This is a genomic window from Natronococcus sp. A-GB7, assembly GCF_029688865.1.
Classification (GTDB): Archaea; Halobacteriota; Halobacteria; order Halobacteriales; family Natrialbaceae; genus Natronococcus.
This window is the reverse complement of record NZ_JARUKV010000029.1, coordinates 1-18,759: the sequence shown is the minus strand read 5'-3', so window position 1 is coordinate 18,759 and position 18,759 is coordinate 1. Positions and strand designations below refer to the sequence as shown.

The window sequence follows — 18,759 nt, the reverse complement described above, 5'->3', positions numbered from 1 at the left end:
TTCCGACTCCGGCTCCCATCCGTCTCCGAACGGTCGATAGCCGTATCCAGCTCTCAGCCGGCGCGGATCTAACCACTTTGCCGTTCGAACCGGTCGCACCGCTGGCAGGCTGCTCGCTTCTCCACACGATCCTCCTCCCGTTGGTCCCGATCCTGACTGTCGTGCTCGTGATGACCGTCGGGATCGCCGCTCACCAGGGTTCGGATCCGGGCTGGCCGGACTGGGTGTTGCTGGTGCCACTCGGCGCCGCGTACGTCGCCGTCGTCACCGGACTGTACTGGCGGTGGGACCGGTCGACCTGGCGGGCGGCTGCGGTCGTCCGTTCCCCGGCACCGCGGGAACTTGGCGTCGCGGTAGTGGCTACCGCCGTCGGGATCGCGATCGTCATCGTCGGGAACGTCGCCGCGACGACGGTCGGCCTCGACCCGCACGCTCGCGCTCCGGTGACGAGCACCGCCGGGATCACGGCGCTGGTTCTGACATCGATCGTGATCGCCCCAGTTGCCGAAGAGATCCTGTTCCGCGGGCTGGTTCTGGGCCACTTCCTCGCACGCGGGTACGGCGTTGTGACCGCGAGCCTCCTGTCGATCGCGCTGTTCGCGTTCGTTCACGTCTTCATGGCTGGCGCGGTTAGCATCGCCGTCACTGGGGCGCTCGGCGTCGTACTGACGGCGCTTCGGTTGTGGTACGACAGCCTCGTCGCCCCGTGGGTGATGCATCTACTCGTCAACGCCTGGGGACTCACGCTGACGATCGGGCTGATGCCGATTCCGTGGTGAGAGCTTACCCGTTAGTTAACGCCGGAGACGTCGCTCGAGCGCGCACGACCCAGGATCGACCGTTCGCCCTGACGACAGGTCTCCCCTCAGTTGAGATCGCGTCCGTCCGTCGATCGATCGACGTGACGGAGTGATCGCCCTCTCCCGGGAGCTGACGGCGCCTACGGGCCTGCCCTCGAGCTCGCGGCCGTACGCGAGCGACGATGAGGACATTGTTAAGACTGTTGTAGAGTAAGGGAATTTTACATACTTGGCCGATAGTAATGCGTCTGCTCCGGATCGAAGCGAGTATGGAAAACTGGAATCGGCGATCCGTGCTCGCAACCGGCGCGATCATCGCGGTCGGAACGGGTGTCGCGACGGCGAAGCCAAAGCGCACCGACGACCTGCCGACGGTGGCGGAGAGCGACGGCTGGTCGTCGGTCGGCGGCGGCCCCGGGAACGCCCGTCGCGCGGACGCGAACGCACTCGAGACGCCAGATACCGTCGCCTGGCGAAACGAGGGAGGTGGCGAACCCGCCGTCGTCGACGGAACCGTCTACCTCGCTGGTGACGAGATCCGCGCGCTTGACGCGGCGGACGGCTCGCTCGAGTGGGAGACGGAGATCGACGGGCAGAGTCAGAACGTGACCGTCGCGGACGACACCGTCTACGTCGGCGGCGAGGGACTGGTCGCGCTCGAGGCGGCGACCGGGAGCGAGGAGTGGTCGACGTCCGTCGGCGACGGCTCGGTGTCGGCACCGCTCGTCGCGTTCGGGACCGCGTACGTCCTTTCGGAGGGATCGTTGTACGCGTTCGATGCGACCGACGGCTCGCTTCGCTGGGAGCGCGAGTCCGTCGACGTCGACGACTACGACGGCGGGCCGATGGCGTTCCAGGCCCGCCAGAGCCAGGTCGTCGCGACGGACGACTCGGTCTGGGTGGCCCTCGAGGGTGCCGGGCAGGACGGGCTGGCCGAACTCGAGCCCGCGACGGGCGAGACGCGATGGAGCGGTCCCGTCGAGGCCGGTGCGGGCGATCTCGCCGCCGCCGACGGAACACTTCTCGTCCAGAACGACAGCCTCGAGAGCGTCTACACGTTCGACGCCGAGCGCCGAGAGACCGAGGAGAAGCTCACCGACGCCTACGTGCTGTCGATCGACGACGGCGTGGCGGTCACGCAGGGGCGGTACGATCTCCAGGCCGTTTCGCTCGACGACTCCGGGCGGACGACCGGGTGGACCCACAGCGGTTCGTACACGTACGGGCTCCCGGTGATCGTCGGTGACACCGTCGTCGTCACCCACTCGAGCCCGGATCCCGGAGCTGACGACGACGCGGTCCTCGGACTCGACCTCGAGGACGGCAGCGAGAGCTGGGCGTACGAGTTCGACGACGGCGAGCGCTGGACCGACGGCGCCGACGCCGGGTTCCTCGCCGTCGAGGACGGAACGGTTTACGCACAGCGGGGGCAGGAGCTCGTCGCGATCCGCCCGACCGGCTGGGAGGAGGGCGGCGACGAGGAGAAGAGCGACGAAACCGATGACGGAAGCGACGACGAGGAGTACGAACCGGGCGAGGACGACGGTAACGACTCCGAAGAGGACGAAGGCGTCGGCAACGAGTCCGACAGTAACCAGTCGGACGGCGACGAGAACGGTGGGCTCGGAAACGGCGACGATGGAACCGACGACGGGAACGGCGGCGACGCAAGCAACGAGACGAGCGGGGACGATGGCGACGACACCGACGGGATGCCCGGCTTTACCGCCGGTGCCGGGATCGCCGGCGGCGCGCTCGGCCTCGAGTGGCTGCGCCGACGTGCGGGCACCGAGACCGATCTCGAGGACTGATCCCGGAGTATCCGTCTCGGGCGCGGGGGTTCGCTAATCGGACGGGATCAGCTCGGCCGGTCGGAACGTGTTCGGCTCGGAGAGCGTCACGATCGTGTGTCCCGTCTCGGTGAAGTGATCGATCGTTTCGCGCGTTCGCTCCTCCTTCGGCTGTCTCTCTGCGCTTCGAATCTCCCAGCTACAGTTCAGACACCGCTTTTGCATTGTCCGCTGTAAGCGGGGCTATCGCAATCAGTTCTCGGGCTCCATTTGCAGGGTTGCCGACTCGGAGCGAACGTGGGAGCTCGATCCGCCGGCGGTTAGTCCGAAAGCGTCGAAGAAGGCGTGGGCTCTGCTTCCTCCGTCGTGACGTCGAGTTCCGAGGTGACCAGCGATCGGTACGCGCGGCGGAGTCGCTCGGAGAGCGCCTGGTGGGAGACCTCGAGCTCCTCGGAGAGCTCCTGCATCGAAACCTCTCGCGGGATCTCGAAGTAGCCGTGGTTCGCGGCCGCGACCAGGGTCTCGTACTGTCGCTCCGTGAGCCCGGCCTGCGAGCGATTACCGTCGTTGGTCTCGTAGAGGCGGATGATCGTCGGTTCGAGCTCGCGGTCCTCCAGTTCGTCGTAGATCGAACTCGCGTCGCTTCGATCCTGGACCCGAATATTGAGGACCCACGAGCCGTCGACGGCCGACGCGTCGAGGATGGTGCCGCCCTCCTCGAGGACCAGTTCGAAGAGATCGGTGGTCTCCGAACTGAACCGGACGTTGTACAGCCACTCCTCCTCGCTGCCGTTGACCAGTGCGTACTCCTCGATCGGCGAGGCCGCTTCGAGGCCTGCCTCGAGCTCCGACCGGGACGATCCGGAGAGCCACAGATCGTACCCGTTCGAGACGATAGCGGCCTCCGCTTCGCAGGTGAGCGACGGAACGGCGTCGAACAGTTCCGCCAGCCCGGTCCCGTCGCCCGAAATCTCGAGATTGACGATCGAGGTCATGAGTTGCTTCTACCAAGAGCGTGAACCGGCATAGTCCCGTTTCCAAACTAATTGGGAGCCGTAGTAGTGAATGTGTTATTATAGTATGAGTCTCATGCTGGGTATTTGAGAGGATCGGCACCGATGCTGACCCGGGCCCTCGTCCCGGGTTACACAGGTGACGTCCCGAGCCGTCTTGCGTTCGCTTTCGGTACGTCGTATGCTGTGAAGTAGCACATTCTGTGCAGAGTATGACAGCTGAGGGTTACGATGGGCGCTGATGACCGGGATTCAGTCGGTATCGGGATGACCGTGGCCGGCCGAACGAGCGCTCCCGCGTCAGGGGTGTCGCCGAATCGGATCTTCGGCTCGAGGACTGAGTCCCCGGCCTCCCGTTCGGTAGCGGGGGCCCGATGCGCCCCGTCACCGCGACTCCGTGCGGTCGTTCCGACCGTCGGATTGCCATCTACCGATAGCCCAGTTCGGCAGGAAGAAGACGGCTACTGCCGTCACGAGCAGGAAGCCTGCCACGAGGACTGTGAGCACGTTCCATCGAGTAACCTATCGATGGTTCAACACTTCTTTCGCTCGGACGAATCGACGAACACAGGTGGCGGCTGATCGGGAGTCCACCGCGGGTGGTTCGGTACGAAACGGGTACAGACGATACTGTTTAGCCCGACTGCGTACTCCGTTCCATCGAATGCGACAACCAACCGAGATACCGTTCGTACGGGGCGAGAGGGCAACCACCGTTAGACACGATCACGGGCTCGACGCGTTCGACGACGTTCCGGAACGGCCGGATCCGCGGACGGTTCGGGGTCGGGCCGTGCCGAGGGAGGTGCCGACATGAGCAGCGAACGAACCGTGACGATCGTCCCCGAGGCGGGACTGCACGCCCGTCCGGCCGCGAGGTTCGTCCAGACGGTCAACGAGCACGACTCGGACGTACAGATCGCGTACGGCGACGACGACCCGATCGCCGCGGGTAGCATGATCGCGGTGACGAGCCTCGGTGCCGAATCCGGCGAGGACGTCCGGCTCATCGCGGACGGCCCCGACGAGGAGGCGGCGCTGGACGCCCTCGAGCGCGTCCTGACTGCCCCCGAGGACGAACCCGCTGACGCTGAGGAGTGACGATGACCGAACGCACGCTCACGGGCACCGGTGCGACGCCGCGCTCGGGCGTCGGCACGGTCGTCTGGTACAGCCCGGACGCCGACCGTCCCAACCCCGACGAGGCGGACGTCGACCCCGAGGCCGAACGCCGACGGTTCGCGGACGCACGGGAGACCGCCCGGAGCGAACTCGAGGCCGAACGTGAGCGCACCGCCGAGCGCGTCGGCGAACAGGAAGCCGAGATTTTCGACGCGCACCTCCAGTTCCTCGCGGATCCGCAGATCGAGGACGGCGTCGAAGACGCGATCGCAGACGGGCTGCCTGCCGAGCACGCCGTCCAGCGAGCCTTCGCCGATCCGATCGAACAGTTCGAGGGGATGGGCGGACGCACGGCGGAGCGAGCCGACGACCTCCGGGACGTCCGCGATCGGCTCGTTCGGGTCCTCGCCGGCAGCGATCGGATCGATCTCGGCGAGCTACCCGAGGGGGCGGTCGTCCTCGCCGAGCGGCTTACGCCGAGCGACACCGCCCGGCTGGATCCCGACCGCGTCGCCGGGTTCGCCACCGTTACCGGAGGGCGAACGTCCCACGCCGCGATCTTCGCCCGGTCGCTCGCGCTCCCAGCTGTCGTCAGCGTTGGCGACGACCTCCACGACGTCGCCGAGGGCGCGACGGTCGTCGTCGACGGCGAGGCGGGCGAACTGGTCGTCGAGCCGAGGGACGAGCGCCGCGAGGCCGCACGCGCCACCCACGACGTCGAGATCCGCGAGAGGCCGGTGACGACCGCCGACGGTACCGAGATCGAGGTCGCCGCGAACGTCGGCCGACCCGCCGAACTCGAGGGGGCGAAGGCCCAGGGGGCCGACGGTGTCGGGCTCTACCGGACCGAGTTCCTCTTTCTCGACCGCGAGGCACCCCCCGACGAGGACGAGCAGTACGAGGCGTATCTCGAGGCGCTCGAGGCGTTCCCCGAGGGCCGCGTCGTCGTCCGCACCCTCGACGTCGGCGGCGACAAGCCGATCCCCTACCTCGAGCTGCCCGAAGAGGAGAACCCGTTCCTGGGCCAGCGCGGCATCCGGCGCTCGCTCGGCCCGGACGCCGACCTCTTCGAGACCCAGCTCCGGGCGCTGCTCCGGGCGGCCGCCGACGGGGAGGGGCAGCTGGCGGTCATGTTTCCTCTCGTCACGACGCCGGAGGAGCTGACCGACGCGCTCGAGACCGTGAGCGCGATCGCCGACGCGCTCGACGAGGAGGGTGTCGACTACGCGATCCCCGAGCTCGGCGTCATGATCGAAACGCCCGGGGCCGTCTTTACTGCCCCCGAACTCGCCGACCAAGTCGACTTCTTCAGCATCGGGACGAACGACCTCACCCAGTACGTCATGGCTGCAGCGCGCGAGAACGAGCGCGTCGCCGAGCTCCGGGAGCCGCGCCACCCCGCCGTGTTGCGAGCCATCGCCCGAACTGTCGAGGCGGCCCACGAGCACGGCGCCTGGATCGGCATGTGCGGGGAGATGGCCGGGGATCCCGAGCTGACCGACCTCCTCGTCGGACTGGGTCTCGACGAACTCAGCATGAGCGCGGTCACCGTTCCGGAGGTCAAAGCCGCCGTCCAGGCTGTCGACGCCGAGGACGCGGCCGAGCGCGCGTCGGGCGCGCTCGAGGCGGCAACCTGCGCACAGGCTATCGAACGCATCGAATCCGAAGCCGCGGATCGGTGAGTCCCGTCCGATCGGTATCGCACGCCCCTGGCCGCTCCTCGGTGGGTCGCGGATCGATTTTCGATCGCCGCCTCTCGTTTTCGAAGACCGCCCTCCGGTCCCGGAAAGCGACGTGTCGTCCCTTCGCCCGTACCGGTTTGTCGCGTCGGCCGAATCCTCAGCTAAATAATAAAATATGGCCTGAAAGTATTTGTAGGCTACATAACATGGGGGCGTATGAGCGATTGGAGCCGGCGATCGGTACTGACGGCGGTTGCGGCGCTCCCGGCGGGGACGGTCGCCTCCGCAGGAGCCGTCGGCGGTGATCGGGACGAGGCGCTCCCGGATCCCGATATCGAGGCGACCCCGGATCTGGTCGGGGGCTGGCCGTCACACCGCGGCGACGCCGGACACGCCCGGTACGTCGCGGACGGCCCCGTGTTCGAGGGCGGGACGCTCGAGGCGAACTGGTCGATCGACCACCACGACGAGATCGCCGTCGCGGACGGGACCGTGTACGCGACGATCGACGACGGCGTCGTCGCGCTCGACGCGGCGGATGGGGCGCTCGTCTGGGAGAACCCCGACGTCGCGGCGACCGCCCCCTCGGTCGACGGCGAGCGGGTGTTCCTCACCGGAACGGAGGTCGTCGCGCTGGACCGATCGAACGGTCGCGTCCGCTGGCGAACGGACTTCGGGACGGACGAGGCGGCCGCCTGGCAGACGGTCGCGTACGGCGGCGTCTACGTCGTCGTCAACGGGGTGCTGTACGCGCTCGAGCCCGAGGACGGCTCGGTCCGGTGGGACGTCGCCTCGATAGACGAGGACGGCGACGAGAGTGGGTTCGTCGCCGGAACCGCGGCAGCGAACGGCGTCGTGTACGCCGCGACCGAGAGGACGATGCTCGCGTACGATCCCGACACCGGCGAGGAGGTCTGGCGCCGCGAGTCCGATGGCTCCGCTCGCGGCCCGACGATCCAGGGGAACGCGACCGCCGTCATCTCCGCGGGCGGTGTAGACGGAGATCGACGGCACTACGACGCACAGACGGGCGCCGTCCTCGGGACGGCGTCCGGAGCTTCGGGCGAGGTCGCGATGGGCGAGTCGGTAGCCGTTACCCGGACGGACGACGCGTACCGCGGTCGCTCGCTCGAGGACGGCGAGACCGAGTGGATCCTCGAGGCGACGACCACCCACGGACGGGCCGCCGTCGCCGGTGAGACGGTCTACGCCGTTGTCGGCGACGACGACGGTCGACGGCTCGTCGCGCTGGACGAACGGGACGGCAGCGAACGGTGGTCGGTCGACGGGAGCGAGGGGCCGCTCGGACCGATTCGGGCGATCACCGAGGACGCGATCTACGTCGCCAGCGACGGCGCCCTCGTCGCGCTTCGGGACCGGTCCGGGACGGACGACGGTGACGACGGCGACCGGGACGACGACGGGAGCGATAGCCGAGACGACAGCAGTAGCGAGAGCGACGGATCCGACCGAACTGACGACGACGGCAGCGAGGACGACAGCAGTAGCGAGGACGACGGATCCAATCGAACCGGTGACGACGGCACTGAAGACGAGAGCGAGGGCGACGGGAGCGACCGGGATCGGGACGACGGAACCGACCGCCGATCCGACGGCGGGGAGACGGACAGTGACGACGCAGATGGGGACGAGATGGACAGCACCGACGAAGGTGCAAGCGAGGAGCCAGACGGAACCGGTGACGGGGCGGCAGATGCGGACGACGAGCGATCCGGGGACAACGAAACCGAGGACGACACTGAAACCGTCGACGACGGCACCGACGACGCGACTACCGAGAGCGAGGCCGAACCGGAGTCGACCGACGAGCCCGAGGGCGCCACCGATGACGTCCTCGAGTCCGACGATGACGACACGGACGACGCAGCCGACGCCGAGTCCGACGACGCGGATGGCGACGCCGCCGACCTCGAGGACGGCCCCGAGGGAATGCCGGGATTCACTGCGGGTGCCGGAATCGCCGGCGGCGCGCTCGGCCTCGAGTGGCTCCGCCGCCGTGCGAACGCCGAAGGAGAGTCCGAGGACTGACCGTCCTGGCTCGAGCGGTTTCCGGGACCGAACCGTCGAGGAACCGTCGACGGGGCTCCCTCTCGAGTTCAACGCGTTCCGGACACGACGGCAAACGGGGCGAGACGGGTCGAACGTGGTAGTTCGGAAACTGGTCGCTCCTCAAGACTCTTGTCGGTGTGCGGACGAACGGCGCGTGATGAGTGAGTCGCCGCTCCGGCGGGGGTATCGGACGTTCCGACGTGACGGACTGCGGTGGCTGTCGGTCCGCGGGCTCGGCTACGCGGTGTTCGGACGGGAGGCCTGTCCCGAATCGGTCCGCTGGCGACTCGGACGCCGGTACTACAGGCGGGCGATGACGTTCGACACGGACGAGTACGCCGCACCGCTCGATCCGTTCGGGATCGCGTCCGTCGACCCGTCACGAATCACGCACACGACGATACGCGAGTACCCGCCCTGGGATGGCAAGGAGCGCCTGTTCGGTGCCGTTCGCGACGGCGACTGGGACCGTCCCGATCCGGACACAAAGCTCCCCCGCGTACGATCCCGAGCCGGCCTTCGAGGAGCTCTGTGCGCGTCTCGAGGATGAGATCGCACCCGTCGTCCTGACCGCGTCCTGCTCGAGCGACGCCGAGCTGTTCCGCCCGATCGCCGAGCGCCACGGCTACCCGCTGATCGGGCCCCACACCCCGGTTCGACAGGCGATCGACGTCCTCTCGCAGACCGACCTCTACGTCAGCGGGCGGTGGCATCCGAGCATCTACGCGCTCGTCGGCGGGACGCCGATCGTCACGTTGACGGCGAACACTCACAAAACGATGGGGGTGATCGAACAGGTCGGTCTCGACGCGCCGACGTTCGATGCCCTCGAACTCCACGAACACGTCGAGTCGATCGTCGAACTCGCGGGCTCGTACGCCGAGGAGGGAGAGGATCGTCGCGAGGAACTCGCCGAGCGCAGCCGCGAACTCGCCGACGTCGCGCGGCGAAACGTCCGTTACGTCGAGTAGCCCAGCCCGAATCGGCGTTTCAGCACGTTCTTCACTCCCTCCGGAAGCACCCGGGCGCCGACGCCCTTCGCGTGCCGAACGCCCCGTTCGACCGCTTCCTCCCGCTCGGTCGTCCGCTCGAAGCGCTCGAAGTACCGCCGTTCGTACTGGCGGTCGGGCATGACGTGTCCCGGCCCCTCGTACCACGGCGAGTGTTCGTACCGCGGGATCTCGGCGAGGTCGGAGTCCGGATCGGTCGTGTGAATGCCGCGCTCGTCGAACCCGACGTTCGAGACGAGGTTTTTCGAGGGAACCACCGAGAGCCCGTTGTTGACCGTGATCGCGAAGCGCCAGGGTTTGCTCCAGGCGACGGAGTTGCCCTCGTACCGTTTCTGGAACCGCTCGTACCGGTAGGCGAACTGCTCGTCGTCGCAGATGACGTCCCGAACGCGGTCCCTGACCTCCGGGTCGGTCCACTTCTGCATCTCTTGGTCGTACGCTCTCCAGGCGCGCCGCCAGGTCGCCCACCCCCACACGCCCTGGTAGGTGACGAAGTGGTAGTCCTGGCGGTCGTCCTTCCAGCTCTCGAGGCGGTTCGTCCCGTTGACCGACATGATCCGCTCGTCGTCCCGGTAGCGCTCGAGCATCGCCTCGCAGAACGCGAAAAACGAATCGTTGGGCACGCAGTCGTCCTCGAGGACGATCGCCTCCCGTTCGCGTCCGAACACCCAGTCGAGCCCCTTGGCGATGCTCGAGACGCCGTGGTTGCGATCGCGGTACCGGCGGTGGAGCTCGCAGGGCCAGTCGATCCCCTCCTCGACGACGGCGCGCGCGGCCCGACAGCGCTCGGCGTCCTCGGCGTCGACCGGCCCGTCGGCGACGACGTAGACCGTTTCGGGTTCGACCGCCGCGAGCCGTTCGACCACTTGTGCAGTCGTATCCGGTCGGTTGTAGAGCAACAGGACGACGGGTGTCTCACAGCTGGTCACCGTTCGTCCCCGGAGTTCGCGTCGGCCCCGCTTCCGCCGTTCGGACACTCGTCGTTCATTGGTACTGGACATACAGTAAGACCGTAACTAAACGGTTATCATGAACGACGGTCGCGAGGGAGTTCCGCGTGGCCCCGACCACTCCGTTCGGTTCAGTACGGCAGCGAAAGCCGCTCTGGCTCCGAAATGCTCGACTTTACCATGGCGAACCCGATCCTGTCCGTTAGCACCGAGAGATCGACCCGCGGATCGGCGCTGATCTCGTTCCACGCCTCGTCCATCCCCGACGAGTAGCCGTTCACGTCGTCGAAGACGACGGTGGCGTTCTCGTTCGCGACGTCGTACAGCGCATCGAAGTACTCGAGCGTCGCGTCCTTCTGGTGGTGGCCGTCGAGGAACGCTGGACTCGAATCAAGAGACACACGCACGAGGAGAGATGAACGATGACGAACAACGGTAGCGGGGCCGAACGGGACGAGTCGACCCTCGAGCAGAACACTCGCTGGCGGCAGGTTACACAGCGACACTACGATCCCGCTCGAGACGGCGAGCTCACGACGGCGATCGTGTTCGCCGTCGCAGAAGCCGAGGACGTCTCCCCGAACGAGGTGACGTCACCGCCGCTGTACGAGTCGGTCGACGTGGCGGCCATCGAGAACGCGTTCTTCGGGTCCAATCCGGAGGACGGACCCCGACGGGGAACGGGAGTCGTCGAGTTTCGCTACGCGGACTACCTCGTGAAGGTCAGGAGCGACAGCTGGATCCAGATCTGCGAGCCGGCCGAGATCGACCTTTCGTAAGCGCGTCGGAGTTCCTCGCGTCAGGCGACGCGTGGGTCGGACGCCGACCTCAGGCGGTCGAGGCCACGCTGATATCGCCGTCGCCGGTAACCGTGACGGTGTAGCCGCAGTACTGGAAGGAGATCGTCCGAAGCGCTCCATCGTAGCTCCCGGCGACGAGGTCGTTCAGCGCATCGGTGTCGATCACGTCGTAGAGCGGTGGGAGGTCGACGGGGTCCGTATCCGAGACGTCCGCGACCGTGTAGACCACGTCCGTCGTGAGCTCCCGTTTCGTCGTGCGTTCCGCCGTGGTGCACCCATCGGAGATCCGTGCCTCAGTCATTGCACTCCCTTCCACCGTCCGCACTGATATTACTTGACCATGATGTTGAACCGTCGGCGACGGTAACTGCTTACTACTGTCCCCACTCCACTCTCGTCCGCAGCGAGGAACCCAGTAGGATACTCCGACCGCGTCTCCCACCGGCTCAGTGGGGGAGACCCCTTCCACGAAGCGCTCGAAGGTCGGGATGCGCTTCGGCGGTGGCCTCTCCATCGGCGACGCGATCCCCGTGGGCCATCCAGTCGGGGTGTCGAGTCAGGAACAACACCGGGACATGGCTCACGCCGAGCAACGAGGCGACCGTGAAGCGGTGTTTACCACACACCAGAAACAGTTCGCCGTCCCGACCGACGTCGACGGCGATCTCGCCGCGCAGCCAGGCCAGAACCGTCAGCCGTCCCTCCCGCTCGAGCCAGTCGTCCTCGACGGTCGTATCGGCGTCGAGGAAGGCGAGAATCTCGCTCTCGGAATCGGCGGCCCGGACGCCGGCGTTTCGGGCCGCGTACGAACTCTGGATCTCGGATTCGGTGACCAGAGTAAGCAGGTTCGGGCGCGAGTCCCGTCAAGCAGATAGGAGTGGGACACTCCGAATCAACGTCCCCAGAAATCGAAGATTTCTGGTGTACGAACGAATCGCTTCGCGATTCGTTAACGCCTGTGAAGACTGCGCTCCCTGTGGATACGTTCGTATCTACAACGCCTGTCGTTGAAACAGGAAGCCCTTCCCTCAAGCGCGAGCCGTCAGGCGAGCGGTAGGGTAGGGTAGTTCACGACTGGTACGAAACAGAGACGCGATCCGACTCCTCACCGTCCGATTCCGGTGAACGCTCGCTGCGATCGGTCGCCGTCGCGGCAATGAGTGTCAGGAGATAGTACTGGTGATTGGCGCTGTACGCACCGCTCGACCAGGTGATGCGCTGTACAGCTTCGCTCGAGAAGTGCTCACCGAGTGCGGACGGGTCGCTCGTCGCCTCGACGAGGGCGAGTGGTGGACTGTCGGCACCCGTTGTACCCTTCCCTAGTAACCCGAAGACACGGTCTTTGAGTTCGGGATGTCCGGAGATCCAATCGTATCCGAGCTTCTTGAAGCGGTAGGTCAGGGAGTTCGGCGGCGCCCCGAAGTCGACGTAGTCGATCTCGAGCGTGACCGGAGAAAGCTCGGCAAGGAACTTCTGGTAGAGATCGGTGCCCTGTTTCTGCTCGGGCGGACACGCCATCGCTTGCGTAAAGAACGGAAGCGAGTAGAACGGAGTCGTCGACCAGAGATAGTACCGGGTCCGGTCTTCGCCGTGGTTGAGCGCGTTGATTCCGCGCTCACGAACGAGGAAGTGGACGTATTTCGCCTCGAGGGTCGACTCGGGGTACGAGTGGAACCGTTCCTGAACCGAACTGAGAAGCGTGTCTCGGTCGACGTTGACGATCTCGGTCACCTCCTCGAGGGAAAACACTTCCTGAGACTCGACGATCGTCCTCACGAGGTCGTTCATCGAGTCGACGTCCTTCGACGGTGTGAGGTCGGGGAGAGCCTTGTCCCCGCCATCACCGGTTACGAAGGCAGCTGACGGGTGATCCGACGATACTTGATCGGCGAAGTCGAGACCGAGCGACATCCCCAGGTTGTTCATTCCCTGGCACATTTCGAGCAGCCGCTCGCGGTGATAGTCGGTCCTGTCGGCGACGTAGGACTGCCAGGGAACGTCGAGTGCGTTCGCGACCTGTCTGGCGACGTCGACCTCGGCGGTGTTGCCGCCGTCCTTCCGTGCCGACGTCGCCGCCAGTAGCGTTCCATCAGTGTGTGTATAGCCCGCGATGACCGCTCGGGAATCGAGTCCGCCGCTCAGGGAAACGACCGTCTCGTCGACAACGCTGGCACGGTTTTCACAGGCTTGAACGAACTCGTCTCGGAGAGCTCGAGCGTTTTCGTCGACTGACTGATTCGCGTTCGGATGGCGGTCGAACCGGAACTCGTGGGTCGAGTCGATCGTTCCGCTGTCGATCTCGAGAACCGATCCCGGCGGCAGTTGCTCGACCTCGTCGAACAGGGTTCGAGTACCGAGCGGATACCCGAACAACAGCATCTGTCCGAGCGCAACTTCGTCTGGTGTCAGATCGTCGCCGTGGTCCCGGGCCAGTTGGCGAACGAACTTGAGTTCGCGCGTGACGACCGTCGTTCCGTCGATGGTCGCACGGTACGTTGGGAGGCGACCGAACGCGTCGTTCAAGGCCCACATCGTTCCGTCAGCTCGGTCGACGATTACTAACAGAAAGTCGCCGTCTCGCTCGGCGACCCACTCTTCGAGCGCCGCGTGTCGTCCCTCTGCGACCAAGCTAGCCGCGTCCGTTACCGCCGCTTCGATATCCGCAGTCCCGTAGAGATGACCCTCGAGCACGATCGTGTAGTCGTCGGTCTCGAAGACCGCTGTCGGATACTCCTCGTACCCGGTGTGTGCGACGATTCGATCGCCGTCCTCGATAGCGTACTGCCGCGTATATCGCTCATCGAAACAGACCGATTGGAGAGCATCGTCGACAGCGTCGGGATCGTCTACCTCCTGGGCGACTGTGACTCCTGGCATACACTGTGTTCGTCGAATACGGCGGATTATTATACAGCAGATAAACGACTGGCTGGACGCTCGTGCAGCGCTCGTGACTCATCTTTTGTGATGGTTTTATAGCTAACTCGGTATTAAACGGTAGCTTATATGATTTAAATATAGCTACTACTGTATGCGGTGAGAAAGTCAGCTTGGACTACGTGTAGAACCACGCCTTCGGCGTACCGTGTTCCTCGATCGACTACACGTCGCTGTCAGCGTCGTACTCGAGGTAGTTCGTGAGGCGGCGAGCAGCATCTCGGGGCTCGTATCCTCGAGGTTTCACTTCCTGATCGCTGTCCTCGCAAATTCCGTCGAGGATGCCGGTAACGAGACGAGTGTGGCAAGCACGGGATCTATATAGGTCTCCGATAACACCTGAGACAGACATGTCGGGTTGGAGGCGGCGGTCCGTACTGGCGGCGGGAGCAGCGATTTCGACCGGGACCGCCATCACGACGACGGAGAGCGGCGTCGCGGAAACCGACGGAAGGGACGGGTCGTCAACCGGGGAGCCCGCGGGCTGGTCTTCCTACCGGGGCACGGCGGGAAACACCGCGTACGTTCCGTCCGAGGGCTCGTTCCCCGAGCCGGAAGCGGTCGCGTGGGAGTACGACGAGAGCGGCCGGGCCGCGATCGTCGACGGGACGGTCTACCTTCGAACGGGAGGGGCGGTCCACGCGCTCGAGGATGCCGACGGATCCGTACTGTGGGAAAGCGAGGAGATCGATGCCGATGGCACGCCGGCGGTCGTCGGCGATAGCGTCGTCGTCGGCGGAGCGGAACTGAGCGCGCTCGAGGCGGACACCGGCGAGGTGCGCTGGAGCGAGACGTTCGACGACACAGCGAACGACCACGAACCGGCGGTGACGAGCCCGACCGTCGCCGACGGAACGGTCTACGTCGTCGCCGAGGAGTCGCTGTTCGCGTTCGACCTGGCTGACGGCTCGGTGCGCTGGAGCCGGGAGACGGTCGAACTCGAGGACGGCGAGGCCGAGACGGAGCCGCAGACCGAAACCGCCTCGTTTGGGTCCGCGCCCGTGGCCGTCGCAAACGGGCTCGTGTACGCGGTCGCCGACGAACCGGGATTCGCCGCCTTCGACGTCGGTGACGGCCAGACCGCGTGGACTCACTGGCGAGACGACTATCGCGGACTCTCGTTTTCCGGGATCGCGGCGACCGACGAACGAGTGTACGTCAGCGGAAGTCCGGAAGACGACTTTCCGATCGTCGATGCGGCGACCGGTGAGCGACTTGACGCGGTTCCGAACGTGTTCACGCCCGCTGTGACCGCCGAAGCGCGGGTCGCCGCTAGCCCCGACGCGCTTCGAGTCCGCAACTACGAGCGGGGCGAAGACTGGGAACAGGTCGGCGGGACAGCCGGCTGGCGGAACCCGTCGATCGTCGGGGAGACGATCGTCGTTCCGTACTACCCAGGGTACAACGAGCGCGCAGTGTACGGACTCGACCTCGCGGACGGCAGCGAACGGTGGGAGTTCACCCACTCGGTCGTCGACGAAGGCGGGCCGTCCCAGTGGTACGCCATCGCCGGAGACACGATCTACACGACTGGCGAGAACGGACTCGTCGCGATCCGACAGGAGGAGGCGGAAGGAACTGACGAGGAGGACGACGCCAACGATGAGGACGAGGGAGGCGAAAACGACGGTGAGGACGACGAGAGCGACGGCGGTGACCAGCACGCCGACGACGAGCAGGAATCGAGTGAAACGGACGGGGACGACCAGGAGAGTGACGAAGCGGGCAACGACGACGAGACGGGCGACGATACGGACGGCGAGCCTGCAGACGAGGACGAATCCGACGGGGGTGAGAGCGACGGGACCGGCGAGTACGAGCCGGCCGAAGACGACGGCAACGTGACCGACGACTCCGCAAGCGGTGAAGCCGACGACGCTGCGGACGACGATGTCACCGATACCGACGTCGACGAGAATGACGCTCATGGGAACGAAACCGACGACAGCGACACTGGAGGCGATGACGGGACGACCGATACGAACGATGCCGACGAGCGGACGGACGGCGTATCCGACGATACCGACCCCGAACCGGAGGACGACGACGCCGAGGCAACGCCCGGGTTCACGACGGGCGCCGGGATCGCCGGCGGCGTGCTCGGCCTCGAGTGGCTGCGTCGCCGCGCGACCGCCGAGGACGATCTCGAGGGGTAGCTCGTTTCTCGACCGGGTCGGCCCCCTTCCCGAACGGGGGTCTTCCGAACCTAATTGTTATCGGACGACACTATGTCTGACGAAAGTATTTACGGTAGAGTGTCCGACTGTCAATCGGCAGATCGGTACTACGGGTGGGATGCCTGTTCCTATCGTCGCGTCCCGACACTCGAGAGTCGTGGTGGGCTCGCTCGAGGTCGGTTCGCTACGGACCGGTCGAGGATTCCGATCTCGGTCGGTTTCACACACCCACGTCTGTTACTCGATCGCTGCGATTGCACCGAACACTGGACCGATATTTCGGGACGCCCCCTCACAGCTTCGTAGACGAAGCTCGGATCGAACAGCGACGCTTCGAGGCGGACCCGGCAGCGACTACGCATCAACCGACGATCGGTGACGGAACCCTCCAGTTCTGTTCACCTTATAATCGCCAGAAAGTATTTATCGAACCGCTCCGGAGTCGACACTGGCCGACGGAATACGCTCGACAGCCATAGTACGCGAACTCCGACCCGGCCATCAGCCCTTTTCGACGACGCTACACCTCGACAGCTTCGAGCAGCGACTCGAGATCGTCGGTCTCGTCCGTTCGATCCAACCGATCGACGACGTCGTTGTCGTCGTCCCGGCAAATTCGCCGAAGGAGGAGTTTCGTCTCTCGAATTTCGACGACGTAGCTTACCTCGTCGGTGCCGTCGAGAACGTCGAAGAGCGATTCGTGGTACACTACGGCATCGACCGTCCCCCACGTCCAGTCCGGGTCGTATCGCCATCCCGTCGGAAGATCGGCAGTGACGATTCGTTCCCCGATCCCACCCCCCTGATCTGAATCTGAGCTACCTATTATTGATTATTGCATTCGTCGGATACTACATAAATGGTTCATACTAACGCGGGAGTTCTCGGCACCCGTGTCGGAATCGTCGCAGTTCACCCCGCGTCGCGTTCGTTTCGAGCGCGACGGTCACCCCGAACCTCCCTCCACGGTATAACATCAGTACAGAAAGTATTTATTCCATATTATTGTACAAAGGATTAGCCGGAGGGTCCCGCCGCTGACGCTCTGTCGTTCGCATGCATCTCCGGCTACCCACCCCCAACCACCTCTCGGGTTTTCGAACGCTCGTATACGGACGCGTCTCCGTCCACTCACCACCGGCACAGCAACGACGCAACTCGCCCGAGAAACGCATTCGATGGCGGATACTCGTTCAGTCGCCGGATCTCGAGTCTCGTTCCGGAGTCGAGACATCCGCGACCTCGTTCCGAAGCCGAAACCTTCGCGAGTTCTAGCTCGTATCTCCTCAAAAACACCTTCGTAGACCGATGTGCCACCGAGTCGAAGGCCCCGTTCCGGTACGTCGCTACTGATCGAGAACGTCGCCGCGAAGTTGGTAGGCTCGAACCTCGCCGCAGTTCTGTGCGCCGAACGTGATCGTCTCGGTGTCGCCGGCCTCGAGCTCGATCTCGGTGTTTTCGGATTGTTCGCCGCGGTCGCCCCGGAAACCGACCCAGACGAAGCCCGTAATCTCGCTGTCCGTCTCGTTGTACACTTCGACCTCGACCTGACAGTTCTGCCCGTCGAACGTGTGGGACCGGATCGAAAAGACGTTGTCAGTTCCACCCTCCATGCTGACGTGTCCGTCGATGTCGTTGTCGGCGTCGCGGTCGATCGCCTCGTAGCCGTGAAGTTCGAACCCGTAGTGGGTCGCCTCGTCGCAACCCTCCAGTACGGCGGTTAGCTCGTGACTCGAGTCGTTCCCGTCGAGTTCGTACTCGTTGTTTCGCGACTCCGAGATGATCTCGTCACCGTAGTAGACGACGAAATCGTACTGAATTTCGGCGGTTTCGCCGTCGGGTCGGGTGATTCTCGCGGTCAGTTCACAGCCGTCTTCGGCCTCGAACTCCGCAACCTCGAGCGGACTGTCGTTGGCGATTTCGTCCTCGTAGTCATCCGGATCGAGCTCGTCCTCGCCCTCGTCTTGTCCGTCCTCGTCGTCGCTCTCGTCTTCCTCGTCATCGTCGTCACCATCATCGCTATCGTCCTCATCGTCGTCTACACTATCGTCGTCCCCGTCGTCGCTGTCGTCGTCGTCAGCCTCCTCGCCCTCGAACTCCTCGTCGTCGTCGGTTTCCTCGCTGTCGTACTCGTCGTCGGTTTCGTCCCCGGCGTCGTCGGTCTCGTTCCCGTCCTCGTCGTCCTCGTCTTCCCCGTCGTCCTCGTCGTCGGTCTCGTTACCGACGTCGTCACTTTCGTCGGTGTCCGTCGAGTTGTCTTCGTCCGCTACCCCATCATCCTCGGGCGCGTCGTCGTCGTTCTCGTCGTTGTCGCTACAGCCGGCCACCACGGCTGCTGCACCCGTTGCACCAATTAGGAACTTTCTCCGATCCATGAAAACAATACATACTCGCAGATAAAAAATATA

At 65.1% G+C, this 18,759-nt stretch carries 17 protein-coding genes and 1 pseudogene; 9 read left to right on the top strand and 9 right to left on the bottom strand.

From position 1 onward, the window contains the following. Window positions 1-77 precede the first annotated feature (77 nt). Entirely contained in the window at window positions 78-779 is a 702-nt protein-coding gene (locus tag QA609_RS20585) for a type II CAAX endopeptidase family protein (protein ID WP_278304503.1), read from the top strand. 290 nt (window positions 780-1,069) lie between these two features. Then, window positions 1,070-2,611: a PQQ-binding-like beta-propeller repeat protein gene (locus QA609_RS20580; protein ID WP_278304502.1), complete on the top strand. Its 1,542-nt coding sequence runs from the start codon at window positions 1,070-1,072 to the stop codon at window positions 2,609-2,611. Between the two features lie 33 nt (window positions 2,612-2,644). Here the strand turns inward: QA609_RS20580 and QA609_RS20575 are convergent, their stop codons facing one another. Together QA609_RS20575 and QA609_RS20570 are read right to left on the bottom strand one after the other, a co-directional pair. Next, a complete protein-coding gene (locus tag QA609_RS20575; RefSeq protein WP_278304501.1) occupies window positions 2,645-2,815 on the bottom strand; it encodes a hypothetical protein in 171 nt (56 codons plus the stop codon). Window positions 2,816-2,910: 95 nt separating this feature from the next. Beyond that, window positions 2,911-3,585, bottom strand: a complete 675-nt coding sequence (locus tag QA609_RS20570) for a helix-turn-helix domain-containing protein (protein WP_278304500.1) — start codon at window positions 3,583-3,585, stop codon at window positions 2,911-2,913. An 831-nt stretch (window positions 3,586-4,416) separates the two neighbouring features. Here QA609_RS20570 and QA609_RS20565 point away from each other — a divergent pair. From QA609_RS20565 to QA609_RS20545, 5 genes are all read left to right on the top strand, one after another. After that, a complete protein-coding gene (locus QA609_RS20565; protein ID WP_278304499.1) occupies window positions 4,417-4,704 on the top strand; it encodes an HPr family phosphocarrier protein in 288 nt (95 codons plus the stop codon). Window positions 4,705-4,706: 2 nt separating this feature from the next. Continuing rightward, window positions 4,707-6,407 carry a phosphoenolpyruvate--protein phosphotransferase gene (gene ptsP / locus QA609_RS20560; protein WP_278304498.1) on the top strand — a complete coding sequence of 567 codons (1,701 nt, stop codon included), beginning with the start codon at window positions 4,707-4,709 and terminating at the stop codon, window positions 6,405-6,407. A 216-nt stretch (window positions 6,408-6,623) separates the two neighbouring features. Beyond that, window positions 6,624-8,456, top strand: coding sequence for a PQQ-binding-like beta-propeller repeat protein (locus tag QA609_RS20555; protein ID WP_278304497.1), 1,833 nt, complete (start codon window positions 6,624-6,626; stop codon window positions 8,454-8,456). Between the two features lie 178 nt (window positions 8,457-8,634). Next, window positions 8,635-9,027, top strand: a complete 393-nt coding sequence (locus QA609_RS20550) for a hypothetical protein (protein WP_278304496.1) — start codon at window positions 8,635-8,637, stop codon at window positions 9,025-9,027. After that, the gene (locus QA609_RS20545) at window positions 8,921-9,448 is read left to right on the top strand and encodes a polysaccharide pyruvyl transferase family protein (RefSeq protein ID WP_278304495.1); all 528 of its coding nucleotides are present in this window, start codon (window positions 8,921-8,923) and stop codon (window positions 9,446-9,448) included. Before QA609_RS20550 ends, QA609_RS20545 begins: the two co-directional genes overlap by 107 nt. Here the strand turns inward: QA609_RS20545 and QA609_RS20540 are convergent. Together QA609_RS20540 and QA609_RS20535 are read right to left on the bottom strand one after the other, a co-directional pair. After that, window positions 9,436-10,488: a hypothetical protein gene (locus tag QA609_RS20540; protein WP_278304494.1), complete on the bottom strand. Its 1,053-nt coding sequence runs from the start codon at window positions 10,486-10,488 to the stop codon at window positions 9,436-9,438. The genes QA609_RS20545 and QA609_RS20540 overlap by 13 nt on opposite strands. Before the next feature lie 80 nt (window positions 10,489-10,568). After that, window positions 10,569-10,838: a hypothetical protein gene (locus QA609_RS20535; protein ID WP_278304493.1), complete on the bottom strand. Its 270-nt coding sequence runs from the start codon at window positions 10,836-10,838 to the stop codon at window positions 10,569-10,571. A gap of 21 nt (window positions 10,839-10,859) precedes the next feature. Here QA609_RS20535 and QA609_RS20530 point away from each other — a divergent pair, with 21 nt between their 5' ends. Further along, window positions 10,860-11,216 carry a HalOD1 output domain-containing protein gene (locus QA609_RS20530; RefSeq protein ID WP_278304492.1) on the top strand — a complete coding sequence of 119 codons (357 nt, stop codon included), beginning with the start codon at window positions 10,860-10,862 and terminating at the stop codon, window positions 11,214-11,216. A gap of 49 nt (window positions 11,217-11,265) precedes the next feature. Here the strand turns inward: QA609_RS20530 and QA609_RS20525 are convergent, their stop codons facing one another. From QA609_RS20525 to QA609_RS20515, 3 genes and pseudogenes are all read right to left on the bottom strand, one after another. After that, on the bottom strand, window positions 11,266-11,538 hold the full coding sequence (locus tag QA609_RS20525; RefSeq protein ID WP_278304491.1) for a HalOD1 output domain-containing protein: 273 nt from the start codon (window positions 11,536-11,538) through the stop codon (window positions 11,266-11,268). Between the two features lie 406 nt (window positions 11,539-11,944). Then, window positions 11,945-12,067 (bottom strand): annotated as a pseudogene (locus QA609_RS20520) (glycosyltransferase family A protein); the annotation flags it as partial. Between the two features lie 238 nt (window positions 12,068-12,305). Next, window positions 12,306-14,114: an asparagine synthase-related protein gene (locus tag QA609_RS20515; RefSeq protein ID WP_278304490.1), complete on the bottom strand. Its 1,809-nt coding sequence runs from the start codon at window positions 14,112-14,114 to the stop codon at window positions 12,306-12,308. Window positions 14,115-14,524: 410 nt separating this feature from the next. Between QA609_RS20515 and QA609_RS20510 the strand changes: the two genes are divergently transcribed. Beyond that, entirely contained in the window at window positions 14,525-16,330 is a 1,806-nt protein-coding gene (locus QA609_RS20510) for a PQQ-binding-like beta-propeller repeat protein (RefSeq protein WP_278304489.1), read from the top strand. A 541-nt stretch (window positions 16,331-16,871) separates the two neighbouring features. Here the strand turns inward: QA609_RS20510 and QA609_RS20505 are convergent. Continuing rightward, the gene (locus QA609_RS20505) at window positions 16,872-17,060 is read right to left on the bottom strand and encodes a hypothetical protein (RefSeq protein WP_278304488.1); all 189 of its coding nucleotides are present in this window, start codon (window positions 17,058-17,060) and stop codon (window positions 16,872-16,874) included. Window positions 17,061-17,697: 637 nt separating this feature from the next. After that, window positions 17,698-18,726, bottom strand: a complete 1,029-nt coding sequence (locus tag QA609_RS20500) for a hypothetical protein (protein WP_278304487.1) — start codon at window positions 18,724-18,726, stop codon at window positions 17,698-17,700. Between the last annotated feature and the right edge of the window lie 33 nt (window positions 18,727-18,759).

Excerpts from the sequence above, each read along its gene's own strand:
- QA609_RS20580 (WP_278304502.1), top strand. The coding sequence starts at position 1,070 with ATGGAAAACTGGAATCGGCGATCCGTGCTCGCAACCGGCGCGATCATC.
- QA609_RS20575 (WP_278304501.1), bottom strand. The coding sequence starts at position 2,815 with ATGCAAAAGCGGTGTCTGAACTGTAGCTGGGAGATTCGAAGCGCAGAG.
- QA609_RS20570 (WP_278304500.1), bottom strand. The coding sequence starts at position 3,585 with ATGACCTCGATCGTCAATCTCGAGATTTCGGGCGACGGGACCGGGCTG.
- QA609_RS20565 (WP_278304499.1), top strand. The coding sequence starts at position 4,417 with ATGAGCAGCGAACGAACCGTGACGATCGTCCCCGAGGCGGGACTGCAC.
- ptsP (WP_278304498.1), top strand. The coding sequence starts at position 4,707 with ATGACCGAACGCACGCTCACGGGCACCGGTGCGACGCCGCGCTCGGGC.
- QA609_RS20555 (WP_278304497.1), top strand. The coding sequence starts at position 6,624 with ATGAGCGATTGGAGCCGGCGATCGGTACTGACGGCGGTTGCGGCGCTC.
- QA609_RS20550 (WP_278304496.1), top strand. The coding sequence starts at position 8,635 with ATGAGTGAGTCGCCGCTCCGGCGGGGGTATCGGACGTTCCGACGTGAC.
- QA609_RS20540 (WP_278304494.1), bottom strand. The coding sequence starts at position 10,488 with ATGTCCAGTACCAATGAACGACGAGTGTCCGAACGGCGGAAGCGGGGC.
- QA609_RS20530 (WP_278304492.1), top strand. The coding sequence starts at position 10,860 with ATGACGAACAACGGTAGCGGGGCCGAACGGGACGAGTCGACCCTCGAG.
- QA609_RS20525 (WP_278304491.1), bottom strand. The coding sequence starts at position 11,538 with ATGACTGAGGCACGGATCTCCGATGGGTGCACCACGGCGGAACGCACG.
- QA609_RS20515 (WP_278304490.1), bottom strand. The coding sequence starts at position 14,114 with ATGCCAGGAGTCACAGTCGCCCAGGAGGTAGACGATCCCGACGCTGTC.
- QA609_RS20510 (WP_278304489.1), top strand. The coding sequence starts at position 14,525 with ATGTCGGGTTGGAGGCGGCGGTCCGTACTGGCGGCGGGAGCAGCGATT.
- QA609_RS20500 (WP_278304487.1), bottom strand. The coding sequence starts at position 18,726 with ATGGATCGGAGAAAGTTCCTAATTGGTGCAACGGGTGCAGCAGCCGTG.